Below are 21729 nucleotides of genomic sequence, written 5' to 3' on the forward strand. Positions count from 1 at the left end.
TAACAGGTGTCTATGAACTAACGTCGATGATGGGTACCAAGAACAGATGTACCTGTCGATAGCGGCTCGGAAAGGGGCTCGACTGTCAGTCAGATCGGCCCCGGGAAGTACCGCCGTCGTGTCACCGAAGTCATTTGGAGGGCACCATGGAGTTCATGATTAGCGGACGCAACTTGACGGTCTCAGACCGATTCCGCGAATATGCCGACGACAAGATCTCAAAGATCGCGTCGCTGGGAGACAAGGTCCAGAGGGTAGACGCGAAGGTCACCAAGGAGACCAAAGCCCGCCAGACCGCCGAATCGCTCACGGTTGAGTTGACAGTCCTGGGGCGCGGCCCGGTTATCCGCGCAGAAGCGAGTGCCGCCGACAAGTTCGCCGCGTTCGACCTCGCCTACAACAAGCTTCTTGAACGCCTGCGCAGGGCCAGGGACCGCAGGAAGGTCCACCACGGCCGGCACACCCCGAAGTCCGTCACCGAGGCGACAGCAGCCCTCGAACCGGCCAGCCCCAGCGAACCTCTTTACGTGGAGGCGGCGCACCAGCAGGAGACCCAAACGCCGGCGGCCGAGAAGTCCCCCTACGATGTCGAGAACGATATTCCGGCCGGCGATTCGCCCGTGCTGATCCGCCGGAAGGTATTCCCCGCGGCCCAGATCACCCTCGATGACGCCGTCGACAACATGGAACTTGTGGGTCACGACTTCTACCTTTTCGTGGACAAGGAAACCAAGGCGCCGTCGGTCGTTTACCGGCGCGAGGGCTGGACCTACGGGGTCATCTCCTTGGACCAGACGTGCGAGCCCGGACATTCGAGTCTGGAAGAGAAAATCCTGGCCTACCGTTCAGAGGATGAGCCCGCCAGCGCATAAGCTGGGGCAAAACATCCGACGAAGGGACTAACGTGCAAGCATCGCTGAGCCTGTCACAGGCACGGCGGATCGCATTGGCAGCCCAGGGATTGGACAAAGTACGGCCCGCCGGACCCGTGAGCGCACGGGCGGTGGGCCGTACCTTTGCCCGGCTGCACTTGGTCCAGATCGACTCCGTCAATGTGGTGTCCCGCAGCCACTTCCTGCCATTCTTCTCGCGGCTGGGCAACTACGACCGCACCATCCTGCAGCGGATGGCCGGGACCCACCCCCGCCGGATGATCGAGTACTGGGCCCACGAAGCGTGCTTCATCCGCCCGGACCACTTCCAGGATCTCGTGCAGTGGCAGAACCGCAAATGGGTGGGCGCGCACACCATGGACCCGGAACTGCGCAACGGCGTGGCGGCCCGGGTGCTGGAAACCCTGGCGGCCGGCAAACCAATGACAGCGGGCGAACTGACGGCCAGGCTCGGCCACGTGGAGGACCGGCAGCAGGACAACTGGGGCTGGAACTGGAATGTGGTCAAGAGGGTGCTGGAACATCTGTTCGAAGAGGGCCTTGTCTCCGCATCGTCGCGGACCGATTCCTTCGAACGGCGCTATATGCTCACCGCCAGGGTGCTGCCCGGGCCGGGAGGAACGCCGGAGCCCGAACCGGACGCGGCCGTCGCGATGGACCGTTTGATCGACGCCGCGGCCCAGGCCCACGGCATTGGGACGGTGCGGTGCTTCGCGGACTATTTCCGGACGCCGCAGAAAGCCGCCGCCGTGTCAGTCGCGAACCTCGTGGACACCGGCCGGCTGCAGCCGGTAAAGGTCGCCGGCTGGGACCGGCCGCTGTACCGCCACGCAGAGGCCAAACTTCCGCGTTCAGCCACCGGCCGGGCGCTCCTGAGCCCCTTCGACTCCCTGGTGTTCGAACGCCGCCGGCTCGAGGAACTGTTCGGGTTCCACTACCGGATCGAGATCTACACTCCGGAGCCGAAGCGGAAGTACGGCTACTACGTCCTGCCGTTCCTGCTCCGCGACGGGATCGTCGCGCGGGTGGACCTCAAGGCGGACCGGGCCGGCGGCCGGCTCCTGGTCAGGGCCGCCCACGCCGAACCCGGCGCGCCGGCGGACACCGCCGTCGAACTGGCCGCGGAACTGCACCTCATGGCAGAGTGGCTGGGACTGGCCGGGGTTGTTGTCTCGCCAACGGGGGACCTCGCGCCGGCGCTCGCCGAAGCCGTGGCTGCCCGGTAAACAGCAGTATCCGCTGTGAGGGAACAGGCGCCACCGGCCCTGCGTCTCTCCCGTAGACTGAACACGCCAGAATTCGGCAGATTGAGACTGGGAGCAATTTCACGTGGCATCACTTATCGAAAAACTTCTCCGCACGGGTGACAAAAAAACCCTGCGGCAACTGCGGAACTATGCCGATTCCATTAATGCCCTGGAGAGCTCCTTCCAGACCTTCACGGACGCCGAGCTCCGCGAGGAGACGGACCGTCTGCGCGAACGCCACCAGGCCGGCGAAAAGCTCGACGATCTGCTGCCCGAAGCGTTCGCTGCGGTACGCGAGGCCTCCTCCCGTACCCTGGGCATGCGCCACTTCGACGTCCAGCTCATGGGCGGTGCCGCCCTGCACCTGGGCAACATCGCCGAGATGAAGACCGGTGAAGGTAAGACCCTGGTGGCCACTGCTCCGGCCTACCTCAATGCCCTCTCCGGCAAGGGCGTCCACGTAGTCACCGTGAACGACTACCTCGCCGAATACCAGTCCGACCTCATGGGCCGCGTCTACCGTTTCCTAGGCCTGACCAGCGGCTGCATCCTCTCCAACCAGGACCCCGCGCTGCGCCGCGAGCAGTACGCCGCGGACATCACCTACGGCACCAACAACGAATTCGGCTTCGACTACCTGCGCGACAACATGGCGTGGGACAGTTCCGAACTCGTCCAGCGCGGCCACCACTTTGCCGTCGTTGACGAAGTGGACTCGATCCTCATCGACGAGGCCCGCACCCCGCTCATCATCTCTGGCCCCGCCCAGGGCGACACCAACCGGTGGTACAGCGAATTCGCCAAGGTGGTCACCCGCCTGCACGCCGAGACCGACTACGAAGTCGATGAGAAGAAGCGCACCGTCGGTGTCCTGGAGGCCGGCATCGAAAAGGTCGAGGACTACCTCGGCATCCACAACCTCTACGAGTCCGCCAACACGCCTCTGATCGGCTTCCTGAACAACGCCATCAAGGCCAAGGAACTGTTCAAACGCGACAAGGACTACGTCATCCTCGACGGCGAGGTGCTGATCGTCGATGAGCACACCGGCCGCATCCTCGCCGGCCGGCGCTACAACGAGGGCATGCACCAGGCCATCGAAGCCAAGGAAGGCGTCGAGATCAAGGCCGAAAACCAGACCCTCGCCACGGTCACACTGCAGAACTACTTCCGCATGTACGACAAGCTCGCGGGCATGACCGGCACGGCCGAGACCGAGGCCGCCGAGTTCATGAGCACCTACAAGCTCGGCGTCGTCGCGATTCCCACCAACCGCGACATGACGCGTATTGACCAGGCCGACCTCGTCTACAAGAACGAGACCGTCAAGTTCGACGCCGTGGTCCAGGACATCGCCGAACGCCACGAAAACGGCCAGCCGGTCCTCGTGGGCACCACCAGCGTCGAGAAGAGCGAATACCTCTCCCGGTTGCTGGCCAAGGAAGGCGTCCGGCACGAGGTCCTGAACGCCAAGAACCACGCCCGTGAAGCGTCCATTGTGGCCCAGGCCGGCCGCAAGGGCGCCGTCACCGTCGCGACCAACATGGCCGGCCGCGGTACCGACATCATGCTCGGCGGCAACGCCGAGTTCACCGCCGTCGCCGAACTGGCCAAGCGGGGCCTGGACCCGGAGGAAAACTCCGAGGAATACGAGGCCGCATGGCCCGAGGCGTTCGAGTCTGCCAAGCAGGCCGTCAAGGACGAGCACGAGGAAGTCCTGAACCTGGGCGGGCTCTACGTTCTGGGTACCGAACGGCACGAGTCCCGCCGCATCGACAACCAGCTCCGCGGACGTTCCGGACGCCAAGGTGACCCGGGCGAGTCCCGGTTCTACCTCTCGCTGACCGATGACCTCATGCGCCTGTTCAACTCCGGCGCGGCCGAACGGCTCATGAACAGCTCGGTGCCGGACGACGTCGCGCTCGAATCCAAGCTCGTCTCGCGTGCCATTGCCTCGGCCCAGGGCCAGGTGGAAGGCCGCAACGCCGAGCAGCGCAAGAACGTGCTGAAGTACGACGACGTCCTGAACCGCCAGCGCGAGGCCATCTACGGTGACCGGCGCCGCATTCTGGAAGGCGACGACCTCCACGAGAAGGTCCAGTACTTCCTGGAAGACACCATCAACGCCTTCATCGATGCGGCCACGGCCGAGGGCACCGGCGACGACTGGGACTTCAACCTGCTGTGGTCCAACCTCAAGACCCTCTACCCGGTGAGCTTCACGCCGCGCGACGTCATTGACGAAGCCGGCGGCAAGTCCCGCATCACCGTCGACTTCCTCCGCGAAGAGATCCTCTCCGATGCCCGCCTGGTCTACCAGGCCAGGGAACAGGCGATCGGCTCCGAGAGCATGCGCGAACTGGAACGCCGGGTGGTGCTGTCCGTCATCGGGCGGAAGTGGCAGGAACACCTCTACGAGATGGACTACCTCAAGGAGGGCATCGGGCTCCGCGCCATGGCCCAGCGCGATCCCCTGGTCGAGTACCAGCGCGAGGGCTTCATCATGTTCCAGGCCATGATGGAGGCCATCCGCGAGGAGAGCGTCGGCTTCCTGTTCAACCTCGACGTCGAAGTGACGCCGGCCGAGGACGTTGTTGTCGCGGACGCCGAGGGCCAGCACACCGAACACCACGAGCCGCAGATCCACGCTGCCGGACTCGAAGCCCCGGAGAAACCCGCGCAGCTGCAGTACACCGCCCCCGGCGAGGACGGCGCCGCCCAGACCCGGATCGAGGCCAAGAGCTCCGGGCGATCGGGAAACCCGGCCAAGGCCGCCGCGCAGGACATCGGCCGCCGCGCGGCAAAGAAGAAGCGGCGCTAGGCACGAAGCCAACGCACGGGAGGACCGGAGCAACTGCTCCGGTCCTCCCGTATTTCCGCCTCCTTTCCTGACAGGCCCGGCCCGGTCAGGGACGGCCCGGTTCCTGCCTGTTGCTGGCTGTTGGGGGCTGGTTCTGCCCTCGGCTCCGCTGCCTTGGATTACGTCCCCGCGGTTCAGCCGATTTCCAGCACGGTGACGCGCCAGGCAACCGTGCCTCGCTCCAGTCGCAGCGCGACGGCGCGGACCCGTGCTTCCTCGACCACCACAGCGCTGGCCTCGTAGATGCCATCAGACACGCGGCAGGCCCGGACGGTCCGCACGGAAGGGTTACGGTGCAGCCGGCCCGCTGTTGGCGAGCTGCCGGAGGCGACCCGGCGGGTCAGCGCGGCGCGGTGCTGCAGGGCCGCCAGGCAACGCGGATCCAGGCGGCGGGAGAGCTGCTGGGCCGGCCGGGTGCCGGCCAGCACCTCTATGGCGGCCTGCACGGTGCTGCGCGAGATCGCACAAATCTCGCGGGCTTCGTCAACGACCTGCAGCGGCGGAGCGGCCGCGGCGGCGTGGATGGCCGGCGTTGCCGTGCCGGACACAACCCGGAGGGCAGGGACGTGCGGGACTGGGGTAGCCGCGGCCGGGCGGATCCCGGTGACTGCGTTCATGACGGTTCCTTTGCTTATAGCGGGTGACGGATGGAGGCGATTCTTCTGGGGGTGAGGCTCCTGCGGGTGCGGGTGCTGATGTTCGTGCGGATTGCTGGTTCTGGGTGTTCGGCCGGCCTTGTCGCGGCGCGGCCGGTGACTTAGCCTCCCGGCGGGAGGATGAGGACCTGTCCGGGCCGCAGCAGATGCGGGTTGGGTCCGATCGCTTGGCGGTTGCCCGCATACAGCCGGGGCCACTCCCGGGCGATGTCGGCGTCGGACGCGAACGGCCCCAGCGACGCCGCGGCGATGCTCCACAATGAGTCGCCGGACCTGACCGTCACCTCCCTGCGGGCGGCAGGAGTGTCCTGCGACCGCACGGGGCGTGCGGTGAGAGGGCCGGCATCCACGATCGGACTCAGCGGCTTCCATCGTGGATCCACCCCCGTAGTGGCGCCTGGACCTTGCGGCTCCGGCACTGGAGCCTGCCCGGGTGACGGTGTCCACGACGCCGATACCGCTGCCTGGGCGGGCCCGCCCGGGCCGGACCCGTCGGGTGCGGTGGCCGCGGTGGCCAAAGGTGCGGTCAGCAGTTGCAGCCCGACGGCGGCGAGAACCAGCCGTCGCATGAACGCCGGACTGAACCGGCCCGTGGCGGCCGCCGCGCGGGTCCTGCCGAGTCGGTCGAGCATTGCCGCTGCGACGGCGATGCCGAAGGACATCACCCACCAGGTGATGACGATCAGCCCGGCGGTATTTGCCGCGATCCCGAGCTGGTCCTCGAAGGAAAGCGACTGCTGGCGCGCCGAAGCCGACTGCCACCGCTGGACGAGGAAACTTCCCGTGGCCGCGAGGAAGATCCCCAGCAACAAAATGACCGCGGCCATGGCCGCGTCGGCCCGAACCGTTTGCCGGACCCCGGGCAGGGCCACCCCCACGGCCCCGGCCTGAGACTGGGACTGGGAATGCGTTCCTCCTGTCCGGTCCATGGCTCCTGCCTCCTTTCGTTCAACATCGTTTGATATCATTTGATGTTGTTTGGTTACTTTTAATGCTCTTGAGGGAAGTCTGGTCCCGTAAGGATCCGTTTGTCTAGATGCTTTCCATTGCCTGTGGATTGTCGGCCAGCTGTGGAATCCCGGACAGCGGTGGACTGAGTGGTGGGCTGAGCGGTGGACACCAGTGGATTGACGGGTGGACTGAGCGGTGGACTGACCCCTGGATTCACCTGCCGATTGACCGGTGCGGTAGGCGCGCCTACGCTGGCGCCATGCGGTGGGACGCCCTGTTTGACGACATGGAGGCACAGCTGGCTGCGCGCCAGCGGCTGGATTTTGAGGCGGAAGTTGCCGAACGCGCACTCGTGGACTCGGCTGGGGTGGAGCTCGCGGACCGGCTCCGCGGGTCCCTCGGGCTGAGGATCCGCGTGCAGGTGTCCTCAGGGGCGTCGTTCGAGGGCGAGCTCAGCCACGCAGGCAGCGAAGCCCTGGTGCTTGATGAGTCCCAGCATCAGGTGCTCATTCCCTACGCGGCGGCCGCACAGTATGTGGGTCTTTCACGGGTGGCGGTCACCGAGCCGTCCGCCGTCCGCCGGCGGCTCGGTTTGGGCAGCGCCCTGCGCGGGCTCGCCAGGAACCGTGCACGGGTAACAGTTTTTGTTGCGCGCGGGCGGGCAGAGGCGGGGCTTCACGGCGCCATTGAAACGGTGGGCCGGGACTTCCTGGACCTGGCCGTGACCCGCGAGGGCCAGGAGCGGGCTCCGGCAAGCGCCCGGCAGGTGGTGAGCATTCCTTTTGGCGCCCTCGCGGGCATCAGGTCCGCCGGAGCCGCGGGCGGCTAGCCGGTCGCCAGCAAGGGCAGTGGGCTCAACTCCCGGCAGACTTCGCCTTCGCCTCTTCGATCATCCGGCTGGCCTCGGCATAGCGTTCCTGGATGTACTGCTCCAGCATTTTCTCCTCGACGCGCCACTGGCCGCGTCCGCCCACCTGGATGGCCTTCAGCTCGCCGCTGCGAACCAGCGCGTAAGCGGCTGGGGAGTTGATCTGGAGCTGCTCGGCAACATCTGCGAGAGTCAGGAATCGGGGCATGAGTCCATTTTGCCACCGTTGATGCCTCTTGGTGCCGTTATCCACAGTTTGCGTCTGTTTGGCCGTGGATCTTCCGCCCGGACCGCCCGGGCGTAACAATAGGGGATGTCCGGCATCCCGGGAACGGACGGCGACGACAGGGGGAGCGGACGCATGAGTGGAAGCGCGGCAGCCGAAGGGGCCCGTTTGAAGAGGCCGTCCTGGAAGGACCCCCGGCTCCTCGTCGGAATCCTGCTGGTCCTGGCATCCGTGGTGGGCGTTGTCTCGCTGGTCGGCGCCGCGGACCAGACCACCGAGGCGTACGCGGCGCGCGAGCCGATCGCCGTCGGCGAGACGCTGACGCTCGAGAAGGTGCACCGGGTCAAAGTACGGCTCGGCGACGTGGAGGAGCACTATCTGACCCCGGAGGCCGGCCTGGAATCCGGGCTCGTGGCCGTGCAGAGGATCGGCAAGGACCAGCTGCTGCCGCGCGAAAGCGTCGGCCGGCTCGATGGGCTGGACCGCAAGCCCGTCGCCGTCACCGTTGAGGATAATCTCCCCGCCCAGGCCGTGGCGGGCTCCCGCGTGGACGTCTGGGTGGCGTTGCCGGACACCCGCAACGGTTTCAGCGAGCCCACCCTGCTCCTGTCCGGCGCAGAAATTGCGCAGGTCACCGTGGGCAGCAGTGCCCTGGGGTCCTCCCGGTCCACAGTGGTGATGGTGCTCGTGCCGGACGCCCAGATGCCCAAGCTGCTGGGAGCCCAGGCCAACAAAGCAAAGATCGCGGTCGTGTGGAATCCGGGCGGTGCCGCCCGATGAGCATTCCCGTCGTGACTGTGGGGGATTCCCGCGACGATCTGGTCGGCGGTTTGGAGCGGCTGCACGGACCCGTCTCCGTTGTCCGGCGGTGCGGCGAACTGGCTGAACTGCTGGCAGCCTGCCAGAGCGGGCTGGCCCGCGCCGCCGTCGTCGCGACGGGAAGTGAAGAGCTGACGGCCTCGCTGGTGGACCGGCTGTCTGCCGTCGGGGTGGTGGTCATCGCCCTGACCGACAATCCGGAGGAAACGTCCCGGCTGCGGACCATCGGAGTGGCCGCAGAAGCCCGTGCCGTTGATGCCGCAGCCCTGGCGTCGCGGATTTCTGCAGCGGTGGCCCAGCTCAGCGGCGACGGACACCGCCAGGAGCCAGCCGCGGCCGACGTCGACGCCGCCTCCTCCGCCGCAGCCACAGCCGCTGGACAGGCGGCGCGGCCATCCGGAGCGCGCGCCGCAGGCACCCGCAGCGCTGCCGCGAAGGGCCGGATCATAGCGGTCTGGGGCCCGGCCGGCGCGCCGGGCCGCACCCTGGTGGCCGCCAACATCGCAGGTGAACTGGCCGCGGAAGGACAATCCGTGCTGCTGGTCGACGCCGACAGTTACGGCGCCAGCGTGGCCGCCCTCCTGGGGCTGCTCGATGAGGCTGCCGGGCTGGCGCAGGCCTGCCGGCTGGCGGACCAGGGGCTGCTCGACGCCGAGGCCCTGCTCAGGATCGCCACCACCGTGGCGACCAAGGCCGGGACGTTCCGCGTGCTCACCGGGATCACGCGGGCGGACCGCTGGACCGAACTGCGTGCCGCGGCGCTCACGCTAGTCCTGGAGCGGGCACGCGAGATCGCCGATGTCACTGTGGTGGACACCGGTTTCTGCCTCGAAGCCGATGACGAGCTGGGCTTTGACGCGGGTGCGCCGCGGCGCAATGCTGCGACCCTGAGGAGCCTGGAATTGGCCGACACGGTCTTTGCCGTCGGAGCGGCCGACTCCATAGGAGTGCCGAGGCTGGTCCGCGGCCTGGCCGAGCTTCAGGCAGCCGTCCCGCAGGCATCACCCCAGGTGGTCATGAACAAAGTCCGCGCCGCCGCCGTCGGCCGGTCGCCGGAACGCCAACTCCGGGCAGCGTGGGAGCGCTACGGCCCGGCGGTGTCCCTGTCGGCGTTCCTGCCGTCGGACCCGGCGGCGAGCGATGCGGCGCTGCTCTCGGGGGCGCTTTTGCTCGAAGCGGCCCCCGAATCCGAGCTGCGGCGGGCGATCGCCAAACTGGTTTGTGCACCTGACCAGCGAAACACGAAATCCTTTGTCTTTTCTTCCACAGCACGGCGCCGGACAAACAGTTAGGGTCATCGTAAGGGCCGCAAAGAGGCGGCTGTGAACTTCTTTTATGGAGGCGTTTCGATGTCGTCTGGGTCCAGCGTGGAGGATCAGCCCGTTTCGATCAGTGGTAGCAAGAGCTACCTCGGGGATTACTACGAGCACCTCGCGGAGGAGGACTTCCGGGCATATCCGGAGGAAGTCCTGACGGCAAGGGCCGATACCCACCGCCAAATCGCGGCGACCCGGCTGCCCGGCGTCGCGAACATTGCCATCCACGACGAGGCCGACTGCACCGTCCTGTACATCGTCACCGATGACATGCCCTTCCTCGTGGATTCCGTCAATGCCGAACTGGTCCGCCAGAACGCCCCCATCCACCTCGTGCTCCACCCGCTTTTCGTGGTGACCCGCAACCGCGAGACCGGCGAACTGGTCAAAGTCGCGCGCGTCCCCTCCCACCTGGGCATCTCCAGCGGAGACACCGCGGCCATGCCGAACCTCTCCCACCTGATCGCCGAGGGCGACAACGCCTCGCACATGGAGTCCTGGATCGCCGTCGAAATCGACCTCGCCGGCGAGGACAAGCGCGCGGAACTCGTCAAGGGAATCTCCAGGGTGCTCGGCGACGTCCGCGCCGCCGTCGAAGACTGGCCGAAGATGCGCACCAAGGCCCTTGAAATCGCCGCGGACCTGGACCGGCTGGCCAACCGGGCGCAAATTGCCGAGCTCCGCCAGGCCCAGGACCTGCTCCGCTGGCTCGATGACGGAAACTTCACTTTCCTCGGCTACCGCGAATACGACCTCGTGAACGAGTCCGGCGAGGATGTGCTGGAACTGCGCGAGGAAAGCGGACTGGGCCTGCTCCGCGCCGGCGCGGACACCCGTCAAATCCAGCACCTCACCGAGGCCGGCAGGAAGAAGGCCCGCGAGAAGCGCGCCCTCGTCATCACCAAGGCAAACTCGCGCTCCACCGTGCACCGCCCGGCCTACCTGGACTACATCGGCGTGAAGAGCTTCGACGCCGCGGGCAACGTCAACGGCGAGCGGCGCTTCATCGGCCTCTTCGCGACGACCGCTTACGCCGGATCCGTCCGGGACATCCCGGTGGTCCGGGAAAAAGTGGCCGCTGTGCTGCACGACGCCGGCTTCCCGCCGGATTCGCACTCGGGCAAGGACCTGCTGGGCATCCTCGAAACCTATCCGCGCGACGAGCTCTTCCAGATCGAAATCCCGGACCTCGCCGCCATCGCAACTGGCATCCAGCGGCTTCAGGAACGCCGACGGACCCGGCTCTTCCTGCGCCCCGACATCTACGGACGGTTCATGTCCGCCGTGGTCTACCTGCCGCGCGACCGCTACACCACCAACGTACGCCTGCGCATTGAGCAGGAACTGCGGGAGACGTTCAACGCAGTGTCCATCGACTACGAGGCGCGGATGACCGAATCCGCGCTGGCCCGCCTGTTCTTCCGGATCCGGCTGCCGAAGGACGCCGACGTCAGCCACGTCAACAGCGATGAGCTGGAGAAGCGCCTGGTCCGGGCCGCCCGTTCCTGGGGCGAAGGCATCTCCGAGGTCCTGCGCGCCCGCGCCGACAGCGGCGGGTCCGGCGTCAGGGAGGACGGGTCCAAGGAACTGGCCGCTGTCTGGGCCGAGGCGTTCCCGGCCAGCTATCGCGTGGACTACGAGATCGAGGACGCGCTGGAGGACATCGACCGCTTCGAGAAGTACGGCGCCGCGGCCGAACGTGCCGCGGAGGCCGCCAAGGAGCTGCCCGGCGTCCACGTGTACCTGCCCGAAGGTGCCGGAGCCACGCTGGAAGAGGACGCCCGGGTCAAGCTCTACATGCTCGAGCCAAAGAGCCTGAGCCAGATCCTGCCGTACTTCCATAACCTGGGCCTCGAGGTCCTGGACGAACGCCCGTTCGAGATCGAGACCGCGGACCACCGGGACTTCTTCCTCTACGACCTCGGCCTCAAGTACCCCGCCGGAGTGGATCCCCGCGCCACGGGCCAGCTGCTGGCCGAGTCCTTCGGCGCCGCTGTCACCGGCGCCGTGGAGTCGGACAGCTTCGACCGGCTGGTGCTGCGCGAGGGAATGCACTGGCGCCAGGTGGTGGTGCTCCGCGCCTACGCCAAGTACATGCGGCAAATGGGCAACACCAACTCCTTCGGCTTCCTGGCCGACACCCTGCTGGCGAACCCGGATGTCACCCGGGGACTCAGCGCCCTGTTCGCGGCACGCTTTGACCCGGCGCTCAGCGACGCCGACCGCGTGCTCAAGGAGATCGAGGTCCTCGCCGGACTGGATGAGGCGATCGAGCAGGTCGCGACCCTCGACGCCGACCGGGTTCTGCGAACGTTTAAGAACCTGATCCAGGCCACGCTTCGGACCAACTACTACCAGAACAAGGCCCACCTGAGCTTCAAACTGGATCCTTCGCGGATCGAGGGCCTGCCGTTCCCGCGCCCCATGTTCGAGATCTGGGTCTACTCTCCCCGGGTCGAGGGTGTCCACCTCCGCTTCGGCAAGGTGGCCCGCGGCGGGCTGCGCTGGTCCGACCGGCGGGAGGACTTCCGCACCGAAATCCTGGGCCTGGTCAAGGCGCAGACCGTCAAGAACGCCGTGATCGTCCCCACCGGCGCCAAGGGCGGCTTCTACGCGAAGCAGCTGCCGGATCCGGCCGCTGACCGCAGCGCCTGGATGGCCGAGGGCATCGAAAGCTACAAGACCTTCATCCGCGGCCTGCTGGACATCACGGACAACCTCATCACGACGCCGGAAGGCGAAACCCTGGTGCCGCCGGCCGACGTCGTGCGCCATGACGACGACGATTCCTACCTCGTGGTGGCAGCGGACAAGGGCACGGCGTCCTTCTCCGACATCGCCAACGGCCTGGCCGCGGAATACGGCTTCTGGCTCGGCGACGCGTTCGCCTCCGGCGGCTCGGTGGGCTATGACCACAAGGCCATGGGCATCACCGCCCGCGGCGCCTGGGAGTCGGTCAAGCGCCACTTCAGCGAGCTGGACCTCGACACACAGTCCGAACCGTTCACGGTCGTGGGCGTCGGCGACATGTCCGGAGACGTGTTCGGCAACGGCATGCTGCTCTCCAAGCACATCCGTCTGCTGGCAGCCTTCGACCACCGGCACATCTTCCTGGACCCCACGCCGGACGAGGCAACGTCCTACGCGGAGCGCCTGCGGCTCTTTGAACTGCCCCGGTCATCCTGGGACGACTACAACAAGTCGCTCATCAGCGAAGGCGGCGGCGTCTTTGCCCGGCAGGCCAAATCGATCCCCGTGTCGGCACAGGTCCGCGCCGCCCTCGGCCTCCCGGAGGGCACCACGGAGCTGAGCCCGCCGGAACTCCTGCGCGCCATCCTCCTCGCGCCGGCGGACCTGCTCTACAACGGCGGCATCGGCACCTACGTAAAAGCCAGCACCGAAACGAATGCCGAGGTCGGCGACAAGGCCAACGACTCCATCCGTGTCGACGGCCGCGAGCTGCGGGTCAAGGTGGTCGGTGAGGGCGGAAACCTGGGCATGACCCAGCGCGGACGCATAGAGGCAGCGCTCCAGGGCGTCATCCTCAACACCGATGCGATCGACAACTCGGCCGGCGTTGACTGCTCGGACCACGAGGTCAACATCAAGATCTTCGTGGACCGGATGGTCGCGGCCGGCAAGCTTGACCCCGCCGAACGTGCGGACTTCCTGGCCTCCATGACCGAGGAAGTCGGCCGGCTGGTGCTCGAGGACAACATCGACCAGAACATCCTCCTGCTCAACGACCGCATGCGGGTCTCCGAATGGAGCCCCAGCTACGAACGGCTCATGGACTGGCTGGAAAAGTCTGCCGACCTCAAGCGCGACCTCGAGGCGCTGCCCACCACTGCCACGTTGCAGGAGCGCCTGGAACAGGGCCAGGGGCTGACGTCCCCGGAACTTTCGGTCCTGGCCGCTTACGCCAAGATCGAACTTGCCAGCGCGCTGCGCGACAGCGACCTCGCCGATGACCCGTGGTTCCGCACGACGCTGCGGGCCTACTTCCCGAAGCAGCTGCGGGAGAGGTTCGACGCCGAACTCGACACCCACCCGCTGCGCCGCGAAATCATCGCGACCGTGGTTGCCAACGACATGATCAACCTCGGCGGCATTACCTTCGCGTTCCGCACGATTGAGGAAACCTCGGCCACTGAATCTGCCGTAGCCAAGGCGTTCGTGGCCCTCCGCGAGGTCTACGAGCTGGACATCATGGTCAAGGAACTCAACGAACTTCCGGCGTCGTTCCCGACCGAACACTGGAGCACCGTCCACCTGGACATCCGGCGGCTCCTGGACCGCGCCGTCCGGTGGCTCCTGGGCCAGGGCTCCGCGTCCCGTCCCATCGCCGACATCGTGGCCGAATTCAAGCCGCTCATGGATCCCATGCGGGCCCGGCTGCTGGACTACCTCCGCGGCGACGACCGCGCCCGTGTGGCCGAATGGCTGGAGAAGGCGCGCGGCTGGGACCTTCCCGAGGACCTGGCGCACCGCTGGGCGGAGCTGTTCGAGAGCTTCGTGCTCCTGGACATCGCCAAGATCGTCCATGTCAGCCCGGAATCCGTGGCCGACATTGCCCACGTGTACTACACGGTGTTCAACCGCTTCCACGCAGATTCGCTCCTCGAACGCATCACCAAGCTGCCGAGGGCGGACCGCTGGCAGGCGTTGGCCCGTGCAGCCCTGCGCGATGACCTCTACTCCACCGTCTCGGACATGACGATGGCGGTCCTGGAGAGCACTCCTGCCGGGACACCCGCGGAAGAGAGGCTGGTGGCCTGGGAAGGCCAGAATGTGGAGCAGCTCGGCCGGGCGAAGTCCATGTTTGACGAGGTCAATGCCCTCGAGGCCGATGACATGGCCTCGCTGTCGGTAGCATTGAGGCTCTTGAGGTCAATCGTTCGACGCTAGGGGCTGCCGTCCCCAGTGTCGCAAATGGAGGTGCTGTGGCAATCTTTACGGACCCTATCAGGGAGCATGCTGATTTTGGGCCGGGGGACGCCGAGTGGCTGCACCTCCTGGTCGGCGACTGGCAGATGGTCGCCGACCTCGCGTTCGCCGACCTTGCCCTGTGGTTCCCGCATCCTGAGTTCGGCTACGTGGCTCTCGCCCACGTCCGCCCCTCCACCACGCACACGGTGTTCCACGCCGACTTCGTGGGGGAGGGGATCAGGTCGGACCTGCAGCCGCTGGTCGACAAGGCCTGGGAGAGCCGCGCGATCGAGCGCTCCAACGAGACCAACTGGAGCAGCGACATGGCCCTGCGGGTCGAGGCGGTCCCGATGGTCCGCAACGGCCGCACCCTTGCCGTCGTGACCTCGCACATGGACCTCTCCAGTTCGCGGATGCCCTCGCGCCTTGAGCTCACCTACCGCCAATGCGCCTACGATCTGCTGCGCATGGGAACCCTGGGGCTGTGGCCGGACTTCGCGTCGCCCACGGGCTCGCGGCGCGGCGCCCCCCGCGTAGGTGACGGCCTGATCAGGCTCGACGCCGAGGGGATCGTGCAGTACGCCAGCCCCAACGGCGTTTCCGCGTTCCGCCGCCTCGGCGACGGGGAGTCCCTCGAGGGCCGGTCCCTCGCCGAGGTGACCGCCGGGCTCCTGAAGGACCGGCGCATGGTCGATGAGACACTGCCGCTCGTCGTCACGGGCCGCATGCCGTGGCGCAGCGAAATTGAGTCGCGCGGCGTCAGCCTGTCTTTGCGGGCCATCCCGCTGCGCGACGAGCAGCAGCGGTTCGGCGCCCTGGTCCTGTGCCGGGACGTTTCGGAGCTGCGTCGCCGGGAGATGGAACTGGTCACCAAGGACGCCACCATCCGCGAGATCCACCACCGGGTGAAGAACAACCTGCAGACTGTGGCCGCCCTGCTGCGGATGCAGTCGCGGCGCATGGTCAGTGACGAGGCCAAGCAGGGGCTCGAACAGGCCATGCGGCGGGTGGCGACCATTGCCCTCGTCCATGAGACGCTGTCGCAGGGCCTGACCCAGAGCGTTGACTTTGACGAGCTGATCGGCCGCCAGTTCCGGCTTTCGGCCGAGGTCGCCTCACCCTCGCAGCAGGTCAAGACCCAGCGTTCTGGACTCTTCGGGGACCTGCCGAGCGACTTCGCCACCCCGTTGGCCCTCGTCATCAACGAACTGGTCACGAACGCCGTCGAACACGGGCTCGAAGGCCGGACCGGTACTGTCTGGCTGCTGGCCGACCGCTCAGAAACCGAGGACGGCGACGAACTTCTTACCGTGAGGGTGGAGGACGACGGCGTCGGGCTGCCCGACAAACCGTACACCGAGGGTCTTGGCCTGCAGATCGTGCGCACACTGGTCATGAGCGAGCTTGGCGGCACCATCCACTGGCAGGCCAGGGAGGGCGGGGGAACCGCAGTCCAGATTGTCCTGAGCCTTACGGCGCGTTGAGGGCTTAAACGGGCAATGGCCGCGGACCCGTGGGTCCGCGGCCATTGCTGCGGTTTGGTGCTTGGCGGCCGGTATTCCGGCAGCGGGATCAGGAAGCGCGCCGTGCCCGTGCTGCGCGGCGCTTCAGGGCGCGGCGTTCGTCCTCGCTCATGCCGCCCCAGACGCCGGCGTCCTGGCCGGACTCCAGGGCCCATTGCAGGCAGGTGTCCACGACGGGGCAGCGCCGGCAAACGCTTTTCGCTTCCTCGATCTGCAGGAGGGCAGGGCCGGTGTTTCCTACGGGGAAGAACAGCTCCGGGTCCTTGTCAAGGCAGGCTGCGCGATTACGCCAATCCATGCTGATCAGTCACTCCATTCCTGGGAACTCGTTAAATGCCTTTGTGAAATTATTCACTAGAGGCTTCATAAGAAAAGGGCCCATTGGGGCCCCCTCGGTCATCTGGATTAAGCGTGTCATGTTAACGCTGTGTAAACAAGGGGTAATAGAGGTCAAGATGCCTCGAGACCGTGAGCGATGCATCACATTCAGTGGCGGCGTCCTCACATCTAGACGACTATGTCCGGTAGTGTGCCAGTGTGTCAAGGCCCCCTGTGAACCCTGAAGACCCGCGTGAAAATGCCGGTGAAGACCCGCGTGAAAATGCCGGTGAAGACCCGCGTGAAAATGCCGGTGAAGACCCGCGTGAAAATGCCGGTGGAAATTCGCTCCCGAGCCCAGCCGGCGAGCCGGCCGGAGCCGCCGCCGGGGACTCTGCCGGAATCTCTGTGCGGCCACGCGGAATTATTGTCGTCGCGGTCGTCGTCGCGCTGGAGGCCGCGGCGCTGCTCGTGGCCGGCGGCTGGTACGGAACTCAGCTCCTGACCGGCGCGCCTGTCCACTCCTTCTGGGGCGCAGTCTTCACGCTGTGCCTGCTCCTGGCGTTCTCCATATGGCTCTTTGCCGTGGCACGCTTTTTGCTGCGCGGGTTCCGTTGGCCGCGGGCAGGTGCCCTGGTGGCCCAGCTCTTCGTACTGACCATTGGCTTCCCGACCCTGACAGGCGGCTATCCGGTGGCCGGTCTGGCTATGCTTATCCCCGCTGTGACCGCGATCGTGCTCCTGTTCGACAAGCGGGTCATAGCCTTCGCCTCACGGGCCGCCGGAGCCCCGCCCGCTCTCTAGTGGGCCGCCGCGGGCCGCATGCTGCCCGGGGAGCAAGCGGAGCTGCCCGCCGGCAGGCCACGCCGCAGCCAACTGGACCGGGGTCGCCCGGCCGTCGGAAATGACGACGGCGCGTCCCGGCGGAGGGCTGTCTTCCGCGTCAAACCGGACCCCAAACGGCTCTCCATCCATGAGCCCCCGCGGACAAATCAGGATCGCCCGTCCCTGGCTGCGGGCGATGGCAGCGAGGACCACCCGTTGCCCGAAGGCCGGGCCGAATCCCGCAGCGAGGATCACGCTCCACCCAAGACTGTTCAGGGCCGCCAGGGCGCTGTTGGCCTCGTGTGAAAGCAAGTCAGCGTCGTCTGCGAGCGCTATCGCTGTGCGGTCCAGGACGCCCCTGAGCGCGCTGGCGTGGACATCGGGCCAGTACTTGCCGGGATCGGTGCCCGGCTGCGGCGCGAGCCAGGTGCGGCCAGGGTTCATCCGCGGGAGCGCAGCCAGCAGGCTGCTCTTTCCGGATCCGGGGCCGCCGAGGACCGCGAGAACGCCACCGTCCGGCAACCGAACTGCCTCCGTCCGAAGTTCGTCGCCGCCGACCCCGAGGAGCAGCGGTGCTGCCGGCTGGCCCGGGCCGGAGCTGCCGCCGCGGGCCAGCACCTCGTCCACGGTCACCAACGGAGGCAGCGGGTCCACACGGAAGGGCCTCGTCGCGATTGCCCCGCCAGTGGGGTACGGCGCGCCGGTGACCGCTGGTTCAAACAGCTGGGCCGCGTGGCCGCTCGCCAGGGGGCCCTGCACAAAGGCGCCGAACACAGCGACGCGGCCGGAGACCGGTTCCAGCGCCGGCAGCCGCGGCCATGCAAGTCGGCCCTCTTCGGTGGAACCTGCGGGAAAGTAGATCCGGTTTGGCAGGCCAGCGAAAAACCTGGCAGTCACGAGCTCGCGCCCGCCGGAGGCGATGACCGTAATCGCCGCCCTGGAACCGTCCCGCACGATGTCATGAACCAGGTCTTCGGCCCACGCCAACGGCCCGGAACGGAAGGCCGAAACCCAGGCACCCCAGCCACTGAGTACCAGAACGAGCCCGGGCCGCGGTCCGGCCTCGGGTGCACTCAACCGTGATGTGACCTCTTCGGCGACCCGCCGCAGCACCCGGGCGGCGCGGCGCACTTCGTGCAGGCCGGCCACGGCGCCGACCCGGGGGGCCGCTGCGGCGGCGCTGAAGGCACCGGCGGCGTCGAGTATGTATAAGTGCGACTCCACGGTGCGGTTCAGGAGCTGATCGACAGCGAGGACCACGGCGGGGTCGGCGGTGCCCGCGCCAGCCTCGACAAAGCCCAGATGCCCATGCCCGGCAGGGCTCCAGTCCAGCGCAGCGACGCATTGGAGTTCCGGCAGGTCCACCCGCCCCAGCCGGACCGTGTTTCGGTCGCCGGACCAGGAATCGGGACATGACAACTGCAGCGGCAGGGGATCTGCCACCGGCCGGCGGGGCCGCCGCCCGCCGGAATCCTGCCACAGGCGCACAACAGTGTCGATGAGCGGCGCCGCCCCCTGGGCCGGAGTCATGACCGGGCCGCCGCCGGGAGCATCGTGGCCGGGGGAGTCACCGGGGCGAAGCCCGGCAACGGCCTGCGGCCGCATCAGATGCTCCGTGACCGTACGGACAGTGACCGCTCCGTCCGTCAGCGCGGCGACCCCGGGCGTCAGCGTGGCCGTCTGGAACTCCTCCGGGTCCTGTGCGCCGCGGCTCAGGAACGCCCGTCCTGGTCGGGTGATGGGGATGGCGGACGCGAGCCCAGAGCCCATGACATCAAACGATTCGGGCCCGGACTGGACACGGAGGGCAATGGAGGAGGTGACATTGGCCCTGATGTCGGCGTTCAGTGCTCCCTGCGGGCGCTGAGTGGCCATGATCAGATGGATCCCCAGGGACCGGCCGATGGCGGCAATCCTCATGAGCTCGGAGAGGGCGCCGGGCACTTCATCGACCAGGATCCTGAACTCGTCTATGAAGATGACCAGATAGGGGACGGGCGGCCCGGCCGCCTGCGACGACTCATACGCCGCGAGATCCGGAGCCAACGCCCGGGCAAGGAGCTCCTCCCTTCGCCGGACCTCGGCCCGCAACGAAACAAGCGTCCGCTCCACCTCCGCGGCGCCCAGATCCGTCAGCATGCCGACGCAGTGCGGAAGCCCTGCCAGCGGGCCAAGACCCGAGCCGCCCTTGAAATCGATAAAGAGAAGGTTGACGCGGTCCGGTGAGTGGCTGGCCGCCAGGCCCGCGGCCAGAGTCCGCAAGAACTCGGATTTCCCTGAACCGGTGGTTCCCGCGACCAGGAAGTGCGGACCGTCCGCCTTCAGATCGATCCGCAGAGTCCCGAGGATCCCTGCGCCAACGGGCGCACCGAGTCCGGCGTCCGGACCGCTCCGGGACCAGCGCCGGGAGACTTCCCGCGCTCCGAGGGGAAGGACGTCAGCCAGGTTGCGGCGATCCGGGACGGCCGGCGGGGGAGTCGCCGTGGTGCGCGGTGCAGCACCGAAGCCCCGGCAGAAACGGTCAAAGACCACGGCAGGGACCAGATCGGGGATGAAGACCCTGGGCGGAGTCCCCGCTGTGACGAGGAAGCTGCGCCGGCCGAGGACAATTCCAGGGTCTTTTCCGGGGCGCTGCTCCGGCGAGCACTCGATCACTCTCCACCCGTGTGCTGTGGCAAGGGACCGGAACGCCGGCCCCTCACCGGCCGCCCGTGTCCTCGCAGCTGTCCCCGGCAGTCCGGGTGAGTCCCAAAGGATGAGGACTCCGCGGTCGAATCCGCCGCCGGGACCGCCGGTACCGCCAGTTCCGCCGGGACCGCCGGTCAAAATGGCAACGGTGCTGGCGTCATGTGCCGACAACGTGACGCCCGGCAGAAAACGCGCCGACAGCGGTAGCGTATCCGCCGGGCCATGCAGGAGCATGCGGGTGCTGCCGCAGGCCGGATAGGCGGCCAGTTGCAAGACGAACGAGCGCACCAGCCCGGCCATGGCGGTCGCGGGACCAAGGATGGATACCACCTCCGGTGCCGGGTCCAACATCAGGGGCACCTGCCCCAGAGGCGGTGGCCGGAACGCGGAATCCGGTGGTTCAATCCGGATATTCGCCGCCTGATCAGCCAACCCGAGCCGCAGACAGATGTCCGATGACTGCCCCTCGGCTGTGCGGCCCGCCGCGATCAGTCCCGCCGCGCAGGCCACGGCCAGGTCGGCCGCGGAAGGGGCGGCCTGCCGGCGGCGTTCCCCGTCCTGCACCGCGGCCTGGGCAACTGCGGCGATCAGTTCGCGGCGCTGGCGGCGCCCTGACAGCAACGGGACGAGGACGGAGACGGCAGACACGGCGGTGAAGGCCAGAAACATCCACATGCCGGTAAGAAGCGCCAGCCCGACGCCGACCAGCAATGGCAGCGCCGCGGCCAGGGCCATGGCGACCCGGTGGCCGGGGGCGGCCGCGCCGCGGACAACCAGCGGGGCGGCAACGCTGGAGCCCGCGAGAGCCGTCACGGAGTCCGCGGCATTCTCAGGCACGGACGGCGGCCCGAGGCGGAGCGAAATCGTGGAGTCGCCGCACCTGATCGAGGACGCCGTGCTCACCGCCGCGGTCCGCACTCTCCGGCCGTCGACGCTGGTTCCGTTCGCACTCCCGAGGTCCACGATCGTGACCTTCGAGTCTGACACGTCCAGGCGGGCGTGCTCCCGCGAGAGGGTGGCATCCGGGATCACGATCTCGGTGCCGCTGCGACCGATCCGGAACCGCCCCCTGTACAGGGCAACAAGCGTCCCCGCGCCGGGCCCGCTGTCCACCGTGAGCAGCAGCGTGGCGGTGCGCGGCCGGCCTTGACGGGGGAGGGATGCTCCAGCGCCTTCAACCAGCACGGCACCCTGGACCAGGGGAGGCACGCCAACGCTCATGGCGGCAACCGGCGCTCCCCGGACGGACAGCCCGCCGGTCCCGTAGCGCCGTGCGATGGCGGCCTCCAGGTCCGCGCCCGGACAGCGGTCGGGAACCTGGACGGCCAGCTCAATGAGCTGCCCGTCCGGCGTCGAACCTGACGTGAGGGCGCACCGTGCGAGAGTGCAGTGCAAGATCATCCGGGCATCCTTTCCTAACGTGGCCGCCCGGTTCCACGTTAGGGATGCCCGGGCCCGGCTGCGCGCGGGGAAATGCGCCATGTGGATAACCAGGAGGCAGCCGTGCGTGGACCGTGCGGCAAGGGCCGGGCGCCGACTGCAAGGGAGCCTCGGGTAGGCTTGTTCAGCAGACAATGCGCAACATTGGGCTGCCCGCATTCGAATCAGGA

The 21729-nt window shown here is 67.4% G+C and carries 14 protein-coding genes; 9 read left to right on the forward strand and 5 right to left on the reverse strand.

From position 1 onward, the window contains the following. The first annotated feature begins 146 nt into the window (after nucleotides 1-146). The 3 genes from hpf (at nucleotide 147) to secA (ending at nucleotide 4961) form a co-directional block, all read left to right on the forward strand. Entirely contained in the window at nucleotides 147-872 is a 726-nt protein-coding gene (hpf, locus tag AC1DDO_RS10435) for a ribosome hibernation-promoting factor, HPF/YfiA family (protein ID WP_441407420.1), read from the forward strand. A 32-nt stretch (nucleotides 873-904) separates the two neighbouring features. Continuing rightward, nucleotides 905-2119 carry a winged helix-turn-helix domain-containing protein gene (locus tag AC1DDO_RS10440; protein ID WP_476868140.1) on the forward strand — a complete coding sequence of 405 codons (1215 nt, stop codon included), beginning with the start codon at nucleotides 905-907 and terminating at the stop codon, nucleotides 2117-2119. A 103-nt stretch (nucleotides 2120-2222) separates the two neighbouring features. Beyond that, complete coding sequence (gene secA, locus AC1DDO_RS10445; RefSeq protein ID WP_476868141.1) at nucleotides 2223-4961, forward strand: preprotein translocase subunit SecA; 2739 nt, start codon at nucleotides 2223-2225, stop codon at nucleotides 4959-4961. Between the two features lie 173 nt (nucleotides 4962-5134). On the opposite strand, the gene AC1DDO_RS10450 is transcribed toward secA, so the two are convergent. Both AC1DDO_RS10450 and AC1DDO_RS10455 read right to left on the reverse strand, forming a co-directional pair. Further along, a complete protein-coding gene (locus AC1DDO_RS10450; RefSeq protein WP_476868142.1) occupies nucleotides 5135-5617 on the reverse strand; it encodes an Rv3235 family protein in 483 nt (160 codons plus the stop codon). 140 nt (nucleotides 5618-5757) lie between these two features. After that, complete coding sequence (locus AC1DDO_RS10455; RefSeq protein ID WP_476868143.1) at nucleotides 5758-6585, reverse strand: LysM peptidoglycan-binding domain-containing protein; 828 nt, start codon at nucleotides 6583-6585, stop codon at nucleotides 5758-5760. Nucleotides 6586-6866: 281 nt separating this feature from the next. Here AC1DDO_RS10455 and AC1DDO_RS10460 point away from each other — a divergent pair, with 281 nt between their 5' ends. Next, on the forward strand, nucleotides 6867-7436 hold the full coding sequence (locus AC1DDO_RS10460) for a hypothetical protein (protein ID WP_476868144.1): 570 nt from the start codon (nucleotides 6867-6869) through the stop codon (nucleotides 7434-7436). A gap of 25 nt (nucleotides 7437-7461) precedes the next feature. On the opposite strand, the gene AC1DDO_RS10465 is transcribed toward AC1DDO_RS10460, so the two are convergent. Continuing rightward, complete coding sequence (locus AC1DDO_RS10465) at nucleotides 7462-7683, reverse strand: helix-turn-helix domain-containing protein (protein WP_018775212.1); 222 nt, start codon at nucleotides 7681-7683, stop codon at nucleotides 7462-7464. A 153-nt stretch (nucleotides 7684-7836) separates the two neighbouring features. Between AC1DDO_RS10465 and AC1DDO_RS10470 the strand changes: the two genes are divergently transcribed. The 4 genes from AC1DDO_RS10470 to AC1DDO_RS10485 are packed head-to-tail and all read left to right on the forward strand — an operon-like array spanning nucleotide 7837 to nucleotide 16249. Continuing rightward, nucleotides 7837-8481, forward strand: coding sequence for a CpaB family protein (locus AC1DDO_RS10470; RefSeq protein ID WP_476868145.1), 645 nt, complete (start codon nucleotides 7837-7839; stop codon nucleotides 8479-8481). Continuing rightward, the gene (locus AC1DDO_RS10475; RefSeq protein WP_476971806.1) at nucleotides 8478-9812 is read left to right on the forward strand and encodes a CpaE/TadZ family protein; all 1335 of its coding nucleotides are present in this window, start codon (nucleotides 8478-8480) and stop codon (nucleotides 9810-9812) included. Before AC1DDO_RS10470 ends, AC1DDO_RS10475 begins: the two co-directional genes overlap by 4 nt. Nucleotides 9813-9869: 57 nt before the next feature. Then, nucleotides 9870-14744, forward strand: coding sequence for an NAD-glutamate dehydrogenase (locus AC1DDO_RS10480; protein ID WP_476868147.1), 4875 nt, complete (start codon nucleotides 9870-9872; stop codon nucleotides 14742-14744). 35 nt (nucleotides 14745-14779) lie between these two features. After that, entirely contained in the window at nucleotides 14780-16249 is a 1470-nt protein-coding gene (locus tag AC1DDO_RS10485; RefSeq protein WP_476868148.1) for a sensor histidine kinase, read from the forward strand. Between the two features lie 88 nt (nucleotides 16250-16337). Here the strand turns inward: AC1DDO_RS10485 and AC1DDO_RS10490 are convergent, their stop codons facing one another. Beyond that, nucleotides 16338-16586, reverse strand: a complete 249-nt coding sequence (locus AC1DDO_RS10490) for a WhiB family transcriptional regulator (protein ID WP_003804966.1) — start codon at nucleotides 16584-16586, stop codon at nucleotides 16338-16340. 428 nt (nucleotides 16587-17014) lie between these two features. Here AC1DDO_RS10490 and AC1DDO_RS10495 point away from each other — a divergent pair, with 428 nt between their 5' ends. Beyond that, on the forward strand, nucleotides 17015-17410 hold the full coding sequence (locus AC1DDO_RS10495; RefSeq protein WP_476868149.1) for a hypothetical protein: 396 nt from the start codon (nucleotides 17015-17017) through the stop codon (nucleotides 17408-17410). Here AC1DDO_RS10495 and AC1DDO_RS10500 read toward each other — a convergent pair. Further along, nucleotides 17378-21520: an FtsK/SpoIIIE domain-containing protein gene (locus AC1DDO_RS10500; RefSeq protein ID WP_476971807.1), complete on the reverse strand. Its 4143-nt coding sequence runs from the start codon at nucleotides 21518-21520 to the stop codon at nucleotides 17378-17380. The genes AC1DDO_RS10495 and AC1DDO_RS10500 overlap by 33 nt on opposite strands. Nucleotides 21521-21729: the final 209 nt, after the last annotated feature.

The sequence above is a fragment of the Arthrobacter sp. 10N43 genome, assembly GCF_056394525.1.

What these genes read in the sequence shown, in the direction of transcription:
- AC1DDO_RS10480 (WP_476868147.1), top strand. Translation starts at nt 9,870, where the DNA reads ATGTCGTCTGGGTCCAGCGTGGAGGATCAGCCCGTTTCGATCAGTGGT.
- hpf (WP_441407420.1), top strand. Translation starts at nt 147, where the DNA reads ATGGAGTTCATGATTAGCGGACGCAACTTGACGGTCTCAGACCGATTC.
- AC1DDO_RS10470 (WP_476868145.1), top strand. Translation starts at nt 7,837, where the DNA reads ATGAGTGGAAGCGCGGCAGCCGAAGGGGCCCGTTTGAAGAGGCCGTCC.
- AC1DDO_RS10475 (WP_476971806.1), top strand. Translation starts at nt 8,478, where the DNA reads ATGAGCATTCCCGTCGTGACTGTGGGGGATTCCCGCGACGATCTGGTC.
- AC1DDO_RS10460 (WP_476868144.1), top strand. Translation starts at nt 6,867, where the DNA reads ATGCGGTGGGACGCCCTGTTTGACGACATGGAGGCACAGCTGGCTGCG.
- AC1DDO_RS10490 (WP_003804966.1), bottom strand. Translation starts at nt 16,586, where the DNA reads ATGGATTGGCGTAATCGCGCAGCCTGCCTTGACAAGGACCCGGAGCTG.
- AC1DDO_RS10455 (WP_476868143.1), bottom strand. Translation starts at nt 6,585, where the DNA reads ATGGACCGGACAGGAGGAACGCATTCCCAGTCCCAGTCTCAGGCCGGG.
- AC1DDO_RS10465 (WP_018775212.1), bottom strand. Translation starts at nt 7,683, where the DNA reads ATGCCCCGATTCCTGACTCTCGCAGATGTTGCCGAGCAGCTCCAGATC.
- AC1DDO_RS10450 (WP_476868142.1), bottom strand. Translation starts at nt 5,617, where the DNA reads ATGAACGCAGTCACCGGGATCCGCCCGGCCGCGGCTACCCCAGTCCCG.
- AC1DDO_RS10500 (WP_476971807.1), bottom strand. Translation starts at nt 21,520, where the DNA reads ATGATCTTGCACTGCACTCTCGCACGGTGCGCCCTCACGTCAGGTTCG.